The sequence below is a fragment of the Burkholderia sp. Ac-20353 genome (assembly GCF_017104785.1).
Taxonomy (GTDB): Bacteria; Pseudomonadota; Gammaproteobacteria; order Burkholderiales; family Burkholderiaceae; genus Burkholderia.
Genome location: NZ_JAAGPL010000015.1, coordinates 100,959 through 113,856, shown reverse-complemented (window position 1 = coordinate 113,856; position 12,898 = coordinate 100,959). Strand labels below are relative to the sequence as shown.

Genomic DNA, 12,898 nt, shown 5'->3' with positions numbered 1-12,898 from the left:
CAGGCCGGCCGGCAGCGGTGCGTGCGGCAGCGCGCCGGCGCCCGGCGCGTCGCCGCCCGGCAGACGGGGATTAACGGTAGGTGTCGGGATAGTCATGGTACTTGCCGATTTCGACGTCATCGAGGACCGCCAGCGCGTCCGGCGAATGGACCGCGAGCGAGCAATACAGCGAGATCAGGTACGACGCGATCGCCTGGTCGTTGATGCCCATGAAACGCACCGACAGCCCGGGCCCCTGCTCGCCCGCGACGCCCGGCTGATACAGGCCGACGACGCCCTGCCGCTTGTCGCCGACGCGCAGCAGCAGGATCTTGGTCTTGCCGTCCGCGACCGGCACCTTGTCCGACGGGATCAGCGGAATGCCGCGCCACGTGAGGAACTGCGAGCCGAACAGGCTGACCGTCGGCGGCGGCACGCCGCGCCGCGTGCATTCGCGGCCGAACGCGGCGATCGCGAGCGGATGCGTGAGGAAGAACGCGGGTTCCTTCCACACTTTCGTCAGCAGCTCGTCGAGATCGTCCGGCGTCGGCGCGCCCGTCAGCGGGAACACGCGCTGCTCGTCGGTCACGTTCGCGAGCAGACCGTAATCCGGGTTGTTGATCAGCTGGCTTTCCTGCAGCTCCTTGATCGTCTCGATCGTCAGCCGGAGCTGTTCCTTGATCTGATCGTGCGGGCTGCTATAGAGATCGGAGATCCGCGTATGCACGTCGAGCACCGTGCTCACCGCGTTCAGGAAATACTCGCGCGGCTGCTCCTCGTAAGGCACGAACGTGCGCGGCAGCACGCGCTCGTCTTCGAGCTGCGTGCACGCGGCGCGCACGGCCTCCGGGTTCTTTACCTGGTTCAGCCGATAGATGCCGGCCTCGACCGGCACCCATTGCAGCAGATGGGTCAGCCAGCGCGGCGTGATCGTGGAAAGCTGGGGGACGGTCTTGGTAGCGTTCGCTAGTTGGCGGGCGGCGTGATCGCTCAGCGCGGCCGAGCCGCTTGCAACGGTCGACATGTGTGTGGCTCCGGGTTCTTAAGATGAAAAACGGGGTTGCTTATGACGCTGCGGGATTATCGGAAGCGCACGCGGGCCGGCTCAACATGCTATAGCCGTCACGCGGCGCTGCCGACGCGGGAAATGAAACGGGAAAGCCGGCTCAGGCGACGCGCGCGCCGGACAGCAGCGCCGAGATCGACACGTCGAACGCCCGCGCGATCTTGTCGGCGGTGACGATCGATGCGATCGCCTCGCCGCGCTCGATCTCGCCGACATACGAGCGGTTCAGCCCCGCCTGCTCGGCGAGCTGCTCCTGCGACCACGTGCGCGCCTCGCGCAGCCGGCGCACGGTCGCGCCGAAGTGCTGGATCAGGTCGTTCATGATGCGGCCTGCGCGACCGGCAGCGGGCCGGCCGGCGCGCGCGGCACGTGGGTCGCCTCGCTGCGCAGCACGGCCTGGGTGACATTCGCACCGGGCGGCACGTCCTGCGTGAGCCACACGTTGCCGCCGATCACCGCGCCGCGTCCGATCGTCACGCGGCCGAGGATCGTCGCGCCTGCGTAGATCACGACGTCGTCGTCGACAATCGGATGGCGGGCGAGCCCTTTCTCCAGATGGCCGGCCGCATCGCGCGGAAAGCGCTTCGCGCCGAGCGTGACCGCCTGGTAGACGCGCACGCGCTCGCCGATGATTGCCGTCTCGCCGATCACGACGCCCGTGCCGTGGTCGATGAAGAAACCGCCGCCGATGCGCGCGCCCGGATGGATGTCGATGCCCGTTTCCGCGTGCGCCTGTTCGGCGATGATGCGCGCGAGCAGCGGCAGGCCGAGCCGGTACAGCTCATGCGCCAGCCGATGGTGAATCATCGCGAGCACACCCGGATAGCACAGCAGCACTTCGTCGACGCTGCCGGCCGCCGGATCGCCGTGGTAGGCCGCGAGCACGTCGCTGTCGAGCAGCCGGCGGATCTCGGGCAGACGCGCGGCGAACGCCTGCACGGCTGATGATGCCGGTTCGTCGGTCGATACGTCGATCGATACGTCGGTTGCGCGCTGACGCGCCGCGTAGCGCAATTCGAGCTTCACCTGCGCGAGCAGCGCGTTGAGCGCCGCGTCGAGCGCGTGTGCCACGTAGAAGTTCTCGCTCTCCTGGCGCAGGTCGGGCGGCCCGAGCCGCATCGGGAACAGCACGCCCTTCAGCGCGCCGACGATCTGCGCGAGCGCTTCGCGCGCCGGCAGGTCGCGCCCGCCGGGCTCAAGCGAGCGGCGCTGTTTTTCTCGCCACGCGCGGCGCACCGTCTGAAGCGATTGAACGATGTGGTCGATCTCGAATGCGGCCATGGCCGGTTCTCTCCTTTTCGCTTTTTCCCGTCCGGCCGCGTATCAGTCCTGCGCCCACGGCAGCCCGCGAAAGCGCCAGCCGTTCTGGCCGCCGCGGCGCTGCTTCGCATCAAGATCGCCCTCGAATCCTTCGAGCACGTTGAATACCTGCGTGAAGCCCGCCTTCGCCGCCGCTTCGGCGGCCTGCGCGGAGCGGTTGCCGCTGCGGCACAGCAGCAGGACTACGGCGTCCTTGCCGGTCTTCGCTTCCAGTTCGCGCACGAAGCGCGGGTTGCGCGTGAGGCTCGTGCCGGTCGCCCAGGCCACGTGCAGCGAGTCCGGCACGTGGCCGACGAACTTGCGTTCCTCTGCGGTGCGCACGTCGACCAGCAGCGCGTCGCCGGCCTTGAACAACGCCCACGCGATTTCCGGGGCTACGCCGCCCGCGTACGGTGTGCCGGCTACGGCTGCCGCGTCGCGCGCGTCTTCGAGCGCCTGCTGCGCGGCGGTTTGTTCTTCCAATACGGGCGTCATGACGCTTCCTCTTCTGATTTGTCGGATCAAGTGACCAGGATGGGACGGCCTGCGCAGCTTGCATGCTGTCTATAGCCGTCAACGCCACTATGCGAGCGCGCGCCGGGAAGCTGAACCAATTAATCTTCATTTCCAAATCAGCGCCGCACGGAATGCAAACGCGAACGCGCGCTATCGAGCGGGTTGCTGGATCGGGTTCGGTAAAGGGGAGATCGGCGCCGGGGGTGTCGACGCGGAGGTTCAGATGGGGGGCCGTCGCTACGCAGCGAGGCCGTTGGGCGGTTGGGCCACCGCGACGATGCGCTGCTGCGCGGCCGGAAGATCGATCGCGAAGTCCTGCGAATGCGCGTAAATGTTATCGGTCGGGATGGAGTTGCGGTGCATCGCACGCGCCAGCATCGCATCGCGATGCCGATCCGGCGAAGTCGTGCCGGCCACGTTGTCGCCGTGCGACCTCGAATCGTACATGACCTAAATAATTAATAATCCTTACAACAATTCCGACTCATCCAATTGATTCGATTTTCCTGTCTGGGTTAGCGTGCGAAGGCAGACCTTACCCATTAATTGAGAAAGGAAACCTGAATGAACAACGAAGACGAATTGTCGACCTGTCACTTTTCCACCATTGGCGCACTCACGGAACGGTGGGGACACGTGACCAAGTCGGCCAGTGGCCTGACCTTGGCCGGGCTGCAAGTGGCCCGCATGGGTGACGTGTTGACTTATGACGACGGTAGCGAAGCCGTGGTTATCGACGACCCGAGAGAACGCCATAGCGACGGCAAGTCGTTCGCCTTGGTCGGAAATCGATTGAGCAACGGCGACACATGACGCGCGCTACACCTTCCACTCGTTTGCGAACGTCCATTATCAGGTCGTCACGGATACCGTGCTGGTGTTCACCGGCACCACAAACGCGGCGGGACAAACGCAGCGCATCGCCACGGAAGCGTCGGCATCCGTGAAAATCCACACGAAGGGACATTTCAGGAATGAATGACTTTTCCAGCAAAAATAAATACGACTTCGATTCGAATGAAAACGAAGAGTGGTTTCTCGTACATTCGGGCGCAGTTACCAATACCAATCCGGGGTCAATAGTCTACGTATCCATTGATACGACGCCGATTTGCCCGAACATGACAGACCGGGAGTTCAGGGTAATGGCAAGGCGAATTTTGGGATGGACCGAGAAGGCTGTTGACAGGCGAATTTCAGACCTAAACAGAAACGATAACAGAACAAAAGATCGCATGCACTTCTGGTTTGGGAAAAACGATGAAGCGACACGCCAATATCTACTTACTGGATTTCATCAAGTATCGAGAGTTATAAAATCGCTAGCGCCGACAAATCTTGTGCGCTCCGATCAACAGACGGATAGAATATTAGGGTGCGCCCCAAATCTCAAAAATTTGGATGGCGAAGCGGCACACGTTTGCGCCCCAAACACATCTCGAAAATTGATTAGCATCGCCATGAAATTCTGCGATGGTTTACGCGACGAGGATGAGGATCACGACTCACGGGTGTCAACTATTATTCACGAGGTTACACACTTCGCAGATACATTCGCGAGCGGTGATTCCATGTACAGCATTTCGACCCCGTTGGCCTTGTGGGGGCAACGCAATTCAGAGCTTGCGCTGAAGAATGCGGACAGCTTGGCAGGCTACGTGCTGTATGGTGAACAGCGTTATGGGTACTAGAACAAACTGGAGGGCGGGGTATGAGAAAGTATTGCTTGGCGATCGCTTTTGGGCTTTCTTTGTGGAGTATCTTTTCTCCGAAGAGTTTTGCGGAATGTTCAGGATCAGTCAACCTTCCCGGCCAGCAAGTATCTGTCGAATTTAACAAGAATGAAACATCACCAAGCACAGGTGAGGCAGAAAAATTGAAGGCATGGGCGAAGCAGATGAATGAAAAATATCCAATTCATCAATGGCTCTCGATTGGTGCGAAGGCACAACCAGACGAAGATCACCCCGATGATTTGGCGATTTCGCGTGCCATTTCACTCGCGAAACTAGCGCTTGACTATGGCTTAGTACGTGCCCCAATAGAATTAAAATCGCACGTCGGGTCATTTGGGAACCCTGCTAGCTACGGAGGTGATTGGCGAACGGCCACGCTCCAACTCACCCCGGGGTGTCCAAACAACTGCTGTGACAGCAAGTAATCATTTCACGAATGCGACACCGCAACGCCGAGTTCTTTAACGCGGCATTGCGGTGTCAAAAAATGCTAACCGCATACGCCTTCGACCACAACCGCTTTCACGCGATCACCCGGTTTGCCAAAGCGAACAGACTGAACAATTGCGCTGTGTTTTTGACGAGTCCCGTGTAACGCACCTTTCGATGACGGGTTCGCCAACGTGCGATCGGCGCCGAGGTGTCGACGCGGAGTTCAGATGGGCGACCGGCGCTACGCAGCGGCGCCGCATTCGCTCAGTGCGCGTCCTGCTTCACGCGCTCCGCGGCCGCGATGATCGCGTCGGCCACGGCCTTCGGCTGGCTCAGCATCGCGACATGACTGCCGTTCACGCGCGTCACCGTCGCGCCGATGCGCTTCGCCATCGCTTCCTGCAACGCGGGGTCGATCATCTTGTCCTGCGTCGCGACGACGAACGACGACGGCTTCGCATGCCATGCGGCCTGCGCGACCTTCTCCGAAATGCAGCCGCCGTACCACGGCCCCTGCGTCGCCGCGACGATACGCTGCTGCGCAACCGGCAGGTCCGGCGCGAAATCCTGCGCGATCGCCTTGTCCGACAGCCGCGCGAACCCGCCTGCGTCCTTGCGCAGCTCGCCCGCCCACACTGGCGGCGGCAGCCCCTGCGTGACGTCGGCGATCGACTGGCCGTTGTCGGGCGCGAACGCCGCAACGTAGACGAGCGACTTCACCTTGTCGTCATTGCCCGCGTCGCTGATCACGACGCCGGCCCACGAATGGCCGACCAGCACGACCGGCCCCTTCTGCTCGTCGATCGCGCGCTTCGTCGCTGCCGTGTCGTCAGCCAGCGAGCTCAGCGGGTTCTGCACCGAGACGACATGCAGCCCGCGCGCTTCCAGCAGCGGAATCACGCGATTCCAGCTCGAACCGTCGGCAAACGCGCCGTGCACGAGGACGACGTTGGTGCCCTTCAGGTCATCCTGCGGCGCGGCATGCGCCGCAACGGCGCCGAACAGCCCGCCGAGCACCGCAGCGGATACCAGAACCCGTTTCATCAAACGAACCATCTCGATGCTCCTTTGTGTCGTGTTGTTCATATGGTGAGGCGCGATCGCCGCCGCACCGTCGCCGTCCGTACGCGGCGACGGCGCGGCAACGGATCACGAATGCGCATAGAGGTCGTCGTTGGAGAACGCGGCGCCCCGTGCCGCGCGCCCATGCATCGCATCGTGATGCTGATCTGGCGAGGACGTGTCGGCCATCGTGTCGCCGCCCGACTTCGACGGACCGTTCTGGTCGGAACGTGCGACCCGCTGCGTGGCGGCGACGACGTCGTCCGGGTAGTGCGGTTCGCTGCGGGCCGGGCTGTAGCCCGCCTGCTCCAGTCGAACCAGCTCGGCGCGCACGTCGGCGCGCGTGATGCCGTGTCCGGCATCGGCGAAGGACAAGGCGGGGGCGACGGCAAGCACGGCAGCTGCGAGGATTCGGGCGGTGTTCATGAACGTTCTCCAGAAGTTTAGGTTGGCGGAGCGATCATTCGGTATCCGATTTAACTGTTCAAATCGGTTGATCTCCGCACGTCGACAGTAGAACCCGCCAACGTATCGCGCATGTTTCCGAAAAACGGCCGGGTGCATGCCAGTTTTTCCAGGATGGCCGCAGATACAGTGCGATACAAAATCGCACGACGCGTTTGCGGCGCAAAAAAAAAAGCGTGCCGCACGCGGCACGCCTTTCCCTCGCCAATCGCGTCACGTCACGGTGCGAGCCGCGTGAACACGTAATCGCGGTCCTTCACCCGCGCCTGATGGCACGCGAAGCAGGTCTGATGCTGACCGATGTCCGCCGGCACGCCGTTGACGAAGCGTCCGAAGCCCCAGCCGCCAGTCGCCGCGTAGCGGCGCGAATCCTTCACCATCACCTGCACGGTCGTCGCCTGTCCTGGCACCGTGGCCGGCGGGAATTCCTCGGACTGCTTGCGCTTGTACGCAAGCTTGACGAGGATCGTGCCGTCCGGAAACGGCCGTGTCGCCTGCTCGAGCGCGCGAATCGCGACCGGATTGCCGAGCACCACGCGCAGTTCGTCGAGCGGCGCGGCCTCCTCGGCCGGCGCGACCATTTCCCATTTCCGGTAGCCGGGCGGAATCGTCACGCCATAGATCGGCGACGCGGCCGGCTTCGCCGGTTCCGCGAACGCAGCCGGGCCATTCGCCACCAGCGCCGCCAGCAGCAGCGCGCCCGCCAGGCATGCACGAGCCGGGCCGCGACCCATGCCCCCCGTTCCCGCCCGCATCACAGCTGCTCCACTTGCAGGATCGCATCGGCAAACGCCTGCGGCGCCTCCTGCGGCAGGTTGTGGCCGATGCCGCCGCTGATCGTGCGATGCTGGTACTTGCCCGTGAACTTCTTCGCGTACGCGGCCGGTTCCGGATGCGGCGCGCCGTTCGCGTCGCCTTCCATCGTGATCGTCGGCACCGCGATCGCCGGCCCGGCCGCGAGGCGCCGCTCGATATCGTCGTAGCGCGCTTCGCCCTTCGCGAGCCCGAGACGCCAGCGGTAGTTGTGGATCACGACGGCCACGTGATCAGGGTTCTGGAACGACGCCGCAGTGCGCGCGTAGGTCGCATCGTCGAACTGCCATTTCGGCGACGCGAGCTGCCAGATCAGCTTGTTGAACGCATCGCGGTTCGCCGCGTAGCCGAGCGCGCCGCGCTCGGTCGTGAAATAGAACTGATACCACCACTGGAATTCGGCCTGCGGCGGCAGCGGCTTCTGGTTCGCCGCCTGGCTGCCGATCAGGTAGCCGCTCACCGACACCAGCGCCTTCACGCGCTGCGGCCACAGCGCCGCGATGATGTCGGCCGTGCGCGCGCCCCAGTCATAGCCGCCGAACACGGCCTGGTCGATCTTCAGCGCATCCATCAGCGCGACGATGTCGACGGCCGTCACGGCCTGCTGGCCATTGCGCACCGTGTCGGCCGAGCGGAACGTCGTCGAGCCGTAGCCGCGCAGGTACGGGACGATCACGCGATAGCCGGCAGCCACGAGCAGCGGCGCGACTTCGGCGTAGCTGTGGATGTCGTACGGCCAGCCGTGCAGCAGGAACACGACGGGGCCGTTCTTCGGCCCGACGTCCGCATACCCGACGTTCAGCACGCCCGCGTCGATCTGGTGGATCGTGTCGAACGACGCGCTGCCGGTCGCGCGCTTCGTCGGCGGCGCATCGGGCGTCGCCTGCGCGCGGGCGAGGCTGCTGAAACCCAGGTCCGCGAGGCTCAGGCTCGCCAGCGTCGTGCCGAGAAGCAGGCGGCGTCGGGTGTTCACGGAATCAGGCATGACTCGATCTCCATTGTCGGTAGCAGAGGAAAGCCCGCGGCAGGGAGCGGGCAGGCTGGAATCGCCATTCGCGAGCGCGGCGCCGATGCTGCCGAGCCGCCGCAAGAAACGCTTCACCGGATTTATATCCGAACCGTGCGGATGCTTTGTATCCCAACGTATCCGTGTTCGCGCACGACACACGGCGATTCAAAAATCGCAGGAAAAATGGCGCTCTCCGGGGGCCATGCGGCCGGGTCGGCCCGGCTCGATGCCGCTGGCAAACGAGAAACGAACGCGAGCCGCATGCCCGCCGGCCCGCGTTCGCCGGTCATGCTCCGCTTACGCGCGGCGCAGCGGCCGGAACCCGGCACGCACTTCGCGGGCGAACAGGTCCGGCTCCTCCCACGCCGCGAAGTGGCCGCCCTTGTCGACTTCGTTGAAGTAGATCAGGTTGTGATAGCAACGTTCGGCCCAGCTGCGCGGCGCCTGGTAGATCTCGCCCGGAAATACCGTGATCGCGGCCGGCAGCGCGATATCCACCGCATTGAAGTTGTTCGAGTGATCCTCCCAGTAGATCTGCGCAGCGGACGTCGCGGTGTTCGTCAGCCAGTACAGCGAGATGTCGTCGAGGATTTCGTCGCGCGGAATCGAGCGCTCGGGAATGCCGCCGCTATAGGTCCACTGAGAAATCTTGTCGTACATCCAAGCCGCCTGCCCGGACGGCGAATCCGCAAGCGCGTAGCCGACCGTCTGCGGGCGCGTGACCATCATGGCCGAGTAGCCGCAGTTGTCGCGGTAGAACGTGCCGAGCTTCTCATACGCGGCCTTCTCCTTCGGCGACAGGCCGGCCGGCGCCGGTGCGTCGGTCGCGAGCAGCGTCGCGATGTCGGGCGGCACGGTGGCCGGCATGTTCACGTGAATCCCGGCCAGCCCCTGCACGCGCTGCATCGCCATCCGGTGCGAGATCACCGAGCCGCAGTCGCCGCCCTGCGACACGAAGCGCGTATAGCCGAGCCGCGCCATCAGTTCGCCCCACGCTCGCGCGATGTGGTCGGAGCCCCAGCCCGTCTTCGTCGGCCGGCCCGAGAAACCGAAGCCCGGCAGCGACGGCACGACGACGTGAAACGCGTCGTCGGCGCTGCCGCCGTGCGCGGTCGGGTCGGTCAGCGGACCGATCGCCTTCAGCAGCTCGAAGACCGAACCGGGCCAGCCGTGCGTCATGATCATCGGCAACGCGTTCTCGTGCCGCGAACGCACGTGGATGAAGTGAATGTCGAGGCCGTCGATCTCGGTGATGAACATCGGGAAGCCGTTCAGGCGCGCCTCGCCCTTGCGCCAGTCGTAGTCGCTGCCCCAGTAGCGGAGCAGCGCCTGCATGCGTGCGAGCGCCACGCCCTGCGATTCGTCGGCAACGGTCTCGCGGCCCGGCCAGCGCGTCGCGGCAATGCGGCGGCGCAGGTCGACGAGCGCGTCGTCAGGAATATGAGCGGTGAACGGGCGGATGTTGCCGCCGCCCGTCGCGGCGCGCACACCGGCGGGCAGCATCGCAGCGACGCCTGCGGCCACGGACGTGGCCAGCAGGTGACGCCGCATCGGGGAAAACGGATTGGAAGACATTGCCTGGCATCTCCTTTCGTAAAAATGGACATGCCGCGCGCCCGGACGCGTCTACCTTTCGTTTCGGCGCACCCCGGTCACACGGCGTCACCGATTTGAAAGGTCTGATGTATCCCGGATTTGTCTGGTTTGTAGGGTTTTGTAGCAGGCAGGCGGCCTGGCGGCCGCCGCCGTTTCCGTCACAGCCGCGCTCAGAGCGCCTTCACGATCGCGCCATCGACGCGAATGTTCTGCCCGGTGATGTAGCCCGCGCCGTCCGACAGCAGGAACGCGACCGTCTTCGCGATTTCCTGCGTCTTGCCGAAGCGGCCGGCCGGAATGCGCGCGACGATCTCCGGCGTTTCGGGCCAGCTGTCGATGAAGCCCGGCAGCACCGCGTTCATCCGGATGTTCTCGGCTGCGTAGCGTTCCGCGTACAGACGCGTCCACGCACTCAGCGCCGCGCGCAGTGCCGACGACACCGGCATCGGCTGCTCGGGCGCGTCCGCCGCGAAGCTCGAGATATTGACCACCGCGCCGCCACCCTGCGCCTGGAAGATCGGCGTCACGCGGCGCATCACGCGCACGACGTTCAGCAGGATCAGGTCGAGCCCCGCATGCCAGTTGTCGTCGGTGATCGCCAGCAGGTCGCCCTTCGGCGGATGCCCGGTGTTGTTGACGACCGCGTCGATCCGGCCGTAACGCGCAACCGTCTCCTGCACCAGCCGCTCGATGTCCGCGTCGTCGGTAACCGAGCCCTGGATCCCGAAGCCACCGAGTTCCTCGCCAAGCGCGACCGCGCTGCCCGACGGCGACATCAGCGCGACGCGATAGCCGCTCGCAGCCAGTTCCCGCGCGATCGCCGCGCCCATGCCCTTGCCCGCCGCCGTGATCAGCGCCACTTTTTCTACAGTCACGATGTGCTCCTTGTCCGATTCATGCGATCGCGCATCCGCCACCGGACACGCATTCGTGTAATGTAGTGCGCATCCCCATTCACTGTCGAACCAGTATTTCTGCACTTCGACGATAGATTTTCTACTGCCTGACGATGTCGATACGCCGCCCGTCCCGCCTGCCGCCGCTCAATGCGCTACGTGCGTTCGAAGTGTCCGCGCGGCATCTGAACTTCCGCGCGGCCGCGGACGAGATCGGCGTCACGCAGGGCGCGGTCGCGCAGCAGGTGCGGCATCTGGAGGACGCGCTCGGCCTGCGGCTGTTCGAGCGCCTGCCGCGCGGCCTCGCGCTGACGCACGACGGCGCCGCGTATTTTTCCGATGTTCAGCGCGCGCTGAACGCGATCGCCGACGCGACCGACAAGCTCGTGAAACGACGCGCGACGCTGACGATCAGCACGACGCCGTCGTTCGCGTCGAAGTGGCTGATCCCGCGGCTCGCGCACTTCACCGACGCGTATCCGGACATCGACGTGCGCGTGATCGCCGACCAGCAGCTCGCGACGTTCCGGCACGACGGCGTCGATCTCGCGATCCGTTTCGGCAAGCCGCCGTTCGGCAAGAGCCTCGCCGCGCATCAGCTGTTTCCGCTCGACGTGTGTGCGGTTTGCAGCCCGGCGTTGCCGAACGTGCCTGCGACGCCGTACGCGCTGGCCGGCCACGTGCTGCTGCACGACGCGCACGATCTGTGGCCGGATTTTCTCGCGGCGCTGCCGGAACCTGTTGACGTCGATCCGCACAAGGGGCTGCGCTTCAACCAGACGTCGCTCGCGATCGACGCGGCAGTCGCCGGCCAGGGCATCGCGCTCGCAACCGATCCGCTCGTCGAGCGCGACATCGCCGCGGGGCGGCTGTGCAAGCCGTTCGACGTCGCGCTTCCGCTGTCGGTGGGGTTCTATCTCGTGTATCCGGGCGAGCGGCGCGATGACGATGCGCTCGCGGTGATGCGCGACTGGTTGATTGCGCAGGCGGGGCTGGACGGGCAGCCGTAACGCGCGCGTGTGATCGCGGCAGCGGCAGCGGTGGACGGCGGACGGGTGGCGGTGGCGGTGGCGGCGGGCAGCAGGTGCGTGAGCGTCAAGGCGCAACCCAGCGGCCGTCGAAACCATCGCCGCGCAGGTCGAACTGTGCGCGACGATGGCCGGATGGCGCGAGATCGAGCCAGTCGAGCCGCGTCGCCTTCACGTGGATCAAGCAGAAATTCGCGTAGCCGTCGTCCGTCAGGCTCGCGCCTGCATCGGCACGAAACTGCGCATCGGCAGGCGACGCGACCGGCGTACCGGGCGGTAATGGCGCGCGATACAGCAGCAGCGTATGCGGACGGCTCGATTCCCAGATCGCGCGCCGCTCCGCTTCGTCGTCGCAGATCGATGCGGTGCCTTCGATGCGAATCTGGACGAGCGAATCGAGATCGTTGCCGACGAGTGCGATACGCGGATCGCGACGCAGCTCCGCAACCTTCTCCGAACGGACGTCCGTATGGAACGACAGCCGACGCTCAGCACGGCGCACCTGACGCAGCACGACCGTCCGCACCTTCGGTGCGCCGTCGAGACCGAGCGTCGCGAGTTGCAGCATCGTAAACCGCGAGCGCTTCACGTCGACGCCCGATTCGATGCAGGTCCAGATGTGATCGTAGGTCGCTGAAATCGATTCCGGAGCGGGATGGGACATGGTCAGAGCGCTGCTGCGCGATGCGTGGTGTCGATCGCACAAGCTTAACCGTTCCGGCGTCGATTCCGCCATGACGCACGCCGTGCGCCGTGCGCCGTGCGCCGTGCGCCGTGCGTTGGGCTACGGCGCTACGCTCAGTTGTAGCCGAGCACGACCGGCGCCATATCGCCTGCGTCCGTGCGATCGGCCCCCAGCCGCCCGAGCACTTCGGCGACGTATTCAGGCCCCGCGCTGATCTGCGACGACAGATGTGCAATCGGCCCGATGTCGGCCATGCCCGGTGCTTCATCGATCCACGCGGTTTCGTTGACGGTCACGTTCATCGTTGTGTTTCCTC

General features: G+C 64.8%; 17 protein-coding genes. 4 read left to right on the top strand and 13 right to left on the bottom strand.

The genetic code is table 11. The features are described from left to right. Positions 1 to 70: 70 nt before the first annotated feature. From G3N94_RS07945 to G3N94_RS07925, 5 genes are all read right to left on the bottom strand, one after another. Complete coding sequence (locus tag G3N94_RS07945; RefSeq protein WP_124602186.1) at positions 71 to 1,003, bottom strand: family 2A encapsulin nanocompartment shell protein; 933 nt, start codon at positions 1,001 to 1,003, stop codon at positions 71 to 73. Positions 1,004 to 1,145: 142 nt separating this feature from the next. Beyond that, positions 1,146 to 1,367: a helix-turn-helix transcriptional regulator gene (locus tag G3N94_RS07940; protein ID WP_205791730.1), complete on the bottom strand. Its 222-nt coding sequence runs from the start codon at positions 1,365 to 1,367 to the stop codon at positions 1,146 to 1,148. Beyond that, on the bottom strand, positions 1,364 to 2,326 hold the full coding sequence (gene epsC, locus G3N94_RS07935; protein WP_205791728.1) for a serine O-acetyltransferase EpsC: 963 nt from the start codon (positions 2,324 to 2,326) through the stop codon (positions 1,364 to 1,366). The genes G3N94_RS07940 and epsC overlap by 4 nt, the downstream gene beginning before the upstream one ends. Positions 2,327 to 2,368: 42 nt before the next feature. Then, entirely contained in the window at positions 2,369 to 2,839 is a 471-nt protein-coding gene (locus G3N94_RS07930) for a rhodanese-like domain-containing protein (protein WP_205791726.1), read from the bottom strand. Between the two features lie 258 nt (positions 2,840 to 3,097). Then, positions 3,098 to 3,307 carry a hypothetical protein gene (locus tag G3N94_RS07925; protein ID WP_205791723.1) on the bottom strand — a complete coding sequence of 70 codons (210 nt, stop codon included), beginning with the start codon at positions 3,305 to 3,307 and terminating at the stop codon, positions 3,098 to 3,100. Between the two features lie 117 nt (positions 3,308 to 3,424). Here G3N94_RS07925 and G3N94_RS07920 point away from each other — a divergent pair, with 117 nt between their 5' ends. The 3 genes from G3N94_RS07920 (at position 3,425) to G3N94_RS07910 (ending at position 5,021) form a co-directional block, all read left to right on the top strand. Beyond that, positions 3,425 to 3,673, top strand: coding sequence for a hypothetical protein (locus tag G3N94_RS07920; RefSeq protein ID WP_205791721.1), 249 nt, complete (start codon positions 3,425 to 3,427; stop codon positions 3,671 to 3,673). A gap of 161 nt (positions 3,674 to 3,834) precedes the next feature. Continuing rightward, positions 3,835 to 4,551, top strand: coding sequence for a M35 family metallo-endopeptidase (locus G3N94_RS07915; RefSeq protein ID WP_205791719.1), 717 nt, complete (start codon positions 3,835 to 3,837; stop codon positions 4,549 to 4,551). A gap of 20 nt (positions 4,552 to 4,571) precedes the next feature. Further along, entirely contained in the window at positions 4,572 to 5,021 is a 450-nt protein-coding gene (locus G3N94_RS07910) for a hypothetical protein (protein WP_205791717.1), read from the top strand. A 271-nt stretch (positions 5,022 to 5,292) separates the two neighbouring features. On the opposite strand, the gene G3N94_RS07905 is transcribed toward G3N94_RS07910, so the two are convergent. The 6 genes from G3N94_RS07905 to G3N94_RS07880 form a co-directional block, all read right to left on the bottom strand. Then, positions 5,293 to 6,084, bottom strand: a complete 792-nt coding sequence (locus G3N94_RS07905) for an alpha/beta hydrolase (protein ID WP_205791715.1) — start codon at positions 6,082 to 6,084, stop codon at positions 5,293 to 5,295. Positions 6,085 to 6,177: 93 nt separating this feature from the next. Continuing rightward, the gene (locus G3N94_RS07900; protein ID WP_205791714.1) at positions 6,178 to 6,516 is read right to left on the bottom strand and encodes a DUF4148 domain-containing protein; all 339 of its coding nucleotides are present in this window, start codon (positions 6,514 to 6,516) and stop codon (positions 6,178 to 6,180) included. Positions 6,517 to 6,773: 257 nt separating this feature from the next. Beyond that, on the bottom strand, positions 6,774 to 7,310 hold the full coding sequence (locus G3N94_RS07895; RefSeq protein ID WP_205791713.1) for a cytochrome P460 family protein: 537 nt from the start codon (positions 7,308 to 7,310) through the stop codon (positions 6,774 to 6,776). Continuing rightward, the gene (locus tag G3N94_RS07890; protein ID WP_205791711.1) at positions 7,310 to 8,353 is read right to left on the bottom strand and encodes an alpha/beta hydrolase; all 1,044 of its coding nucleotides are present in this window, start codon (positions 8,351 to 8,353) and stop codon (positions 7,310 to 7,312) included. Before G3N94_RS07890 ends, G3N94_RS07895 begins: the two co-directional genes overlap by 1 nt. A gap of 321 nt (positions 8,354 to 8,674) precedes the next feature. Next, positions 8,675 to 9,952 carry an epoxide hydrolase gene (locus G3N94_RS07885; protein ID WP_205791709.1) on the bottom strand — a complete coding sequence of 426 codons (1,278 nt, stop codon included), beginning with the start codon at positions 9,950 to 9,952 and terminating at the stop codon, positions 8,675 to 8,677. Between the two features lie 191 nt (positions 9,953 to 10,143). Continuing rightward, positions 10,144 to 10,848, bottom strand: a complete 705-nt coding sequence (locus G3N94_RS07880; RefSeq protein ID WP_205791707.1) for an SDR family oxidoreductase — start codon at positions 10,846 to 10,848, stop codon at positions 10,144 to 10,146. A 134-nt stretch (positions 10,849 to 10,982) separates the two neighbouring features. Here G3N94_RS07880 and gcvA point away from each other — a divergent pair, with 134 nt between their 5' ends. Further along, complete coding sequence (gene gcvA / locus G3N94_RS07875; protein WP_205791705.1) at positions 10,983 to 11,879, top strand: transcriptional regulator GcvA; 897 nt, start codon at positions 10,983 to 10,985, stop codon at positions 11,877 to 11,879. Positions 11,880 to 11,964: 85 nt separating this feature from the next. Here the strand turns inward: gcvA and G3N94_RS07870 are convergent, their stop codons facing one another. Continuing rightward, positions 11,965 to 12,561, bottom strand: a complete 597-nt coding sequence (locus tag G3N94_RS07870; protein ID WP_205791703.1) for a pyridoxamine 5'-phosphate oxidase family protein — start codon at positions 12,559 to 12,561, stop codon at positions 11,965 to 11,967. A 134-nt stretch (positions 12,562 to 12,695) separates the two neighbouring features. After that, positions 12,696 to 12,884: a hypothetical protein gene (locus tag G3N94_RS07865; RefSeq protein WP_205791701.1), complete on the bottom strand. Its 189-nt coding sequence runs from the start codon at positions 12,882 to 12,884 to the stop codon at positions 12,696 to 12,698. Between the last annotated feature and the right edge of the window lie 14 nt (positions 12,885 to 12,898).

What these genes read in the sequence shown, in the direction of transcription:
- G3N94_RS07870 (WP_205791703.1), bottom strand. Translation starts at nt 12,561, where the DNA reads ATGTCCCATCCCGCTCCGGAATCGATTTCAGCGACCTACGATCACATC.
- G3N94_RS07925 (WP_205791723.1), bottom strand. Translation starts at nt 3,307, where the DNA reads ATGTACGATTCGAGGTCGCACGGCGACAACGTGGCCGGCACGACTTCG.
- G3N94_RS07900 (WP_205791714.1), bottom strand. Translation starts at nt 6,516, where the DNA reads ATGAACACCGCCCGAATCCTCGCAGCTGCCGTGCTTGCCGTCGCCCCC.
- G3N94_RS07930 (WP_205791726.1), bottom strand. Translation starts at nt 2,839, where the DNA reads ATGACGCCCGTATTGGAAGAACAAACCGCCGCGCAGCAGGCGCTCGAA.
- G3N94_RS07920 (WP_205791721.1), top strand. Translation starts at nt 3,425, where the DNA reads ATGAACAACGAAGACGAATTGTCGACCTGTCACTTTTCCACCATTGGC.
- G3N94_RS07885 (WP_205791709.1), bottom strand. Translation starts at nt 9,952, where the DNA reads ATGTCTTCCAATCCGTTTTCCCCGATGCGGCGTCACCTGCTGGCCACG.
- G3N94_RS07890 (WP_205791711.1), bottom strand. Translation starts at nt 8,353, where the DNA reads ATGCCTGATTCCGTGAACACCCGACGCCGCCTGCTTCTCGGCACGACG.
- G3N94_RS07910 (WP_205791717.1), top strand. Translation starts at nt 4,572, where the DNA reads ATGAGAAAGTATTGCTTGGCGATCGCTTTTGGGCTTTCTTTGTGGAGT.
- G3N94_RS07940 (WP_205791730.1), bottom strand. Translation starts at nt 1,367, where the DNA reads ATGAACGACCTGATCCAGCACTTCGGCGCGACCGTGCGCCGGCTGCGC.
- G3N94_RS07865 (WP_205791701.1), bottom strand. Translation starts at nt 12,884, where the DNA reads ATGAACGTGACCGTCAACGAAACCGCGTGGATCGATGAAGCACCGGGC.
- G3N94_RS07915 (WP_205791719.1), top strand. Translation starts at nt 3,835, where the DNA reads ATGAATGACTTTTCCAGCAAAAATAAATACGACTTCGATTCGAATGAA.
- G3N94_RS07905 (WP_205791715.1), bottom strand. Translation starts at nt 6,084, where the DNA reads ATGGTTCGTTTGATGAAACGGGTTCTGGTATCCGCTGCGGTGCTCGGC.
- G3N94_RS07945 (WP_124602186.1), bottom strand. Translation starts at nt 1,003, where the DNA reads ATGTCGACCGTTGCAAGCGGCTCGGCCGCGCTGAGCGATCACGCCGCC.
- G3N94_RS07895 (WP_205791713.1), bottom strand. Translation starts at nt 7,310, where the DNA reads ATGCGGGCGGGAACGGGGGGCATGGGTCGCGGCCCGGCTCGTGCATGC.
- gcvA (WP_205791705.1), top strand. Translation starts at nt 10,983, where the DNA reads ATGTCGATACGCCGCCCGTCCCGCCTGCCGCCGCTCAATGCGCTACGT.
- epsC (WP_205791728.1), bottom strand. Translation starts at nt 2,326, where the DNA reads ATGGCCGCATTCGAGATCGACCACATCGTTCAATCGCTTCAGACGGTG.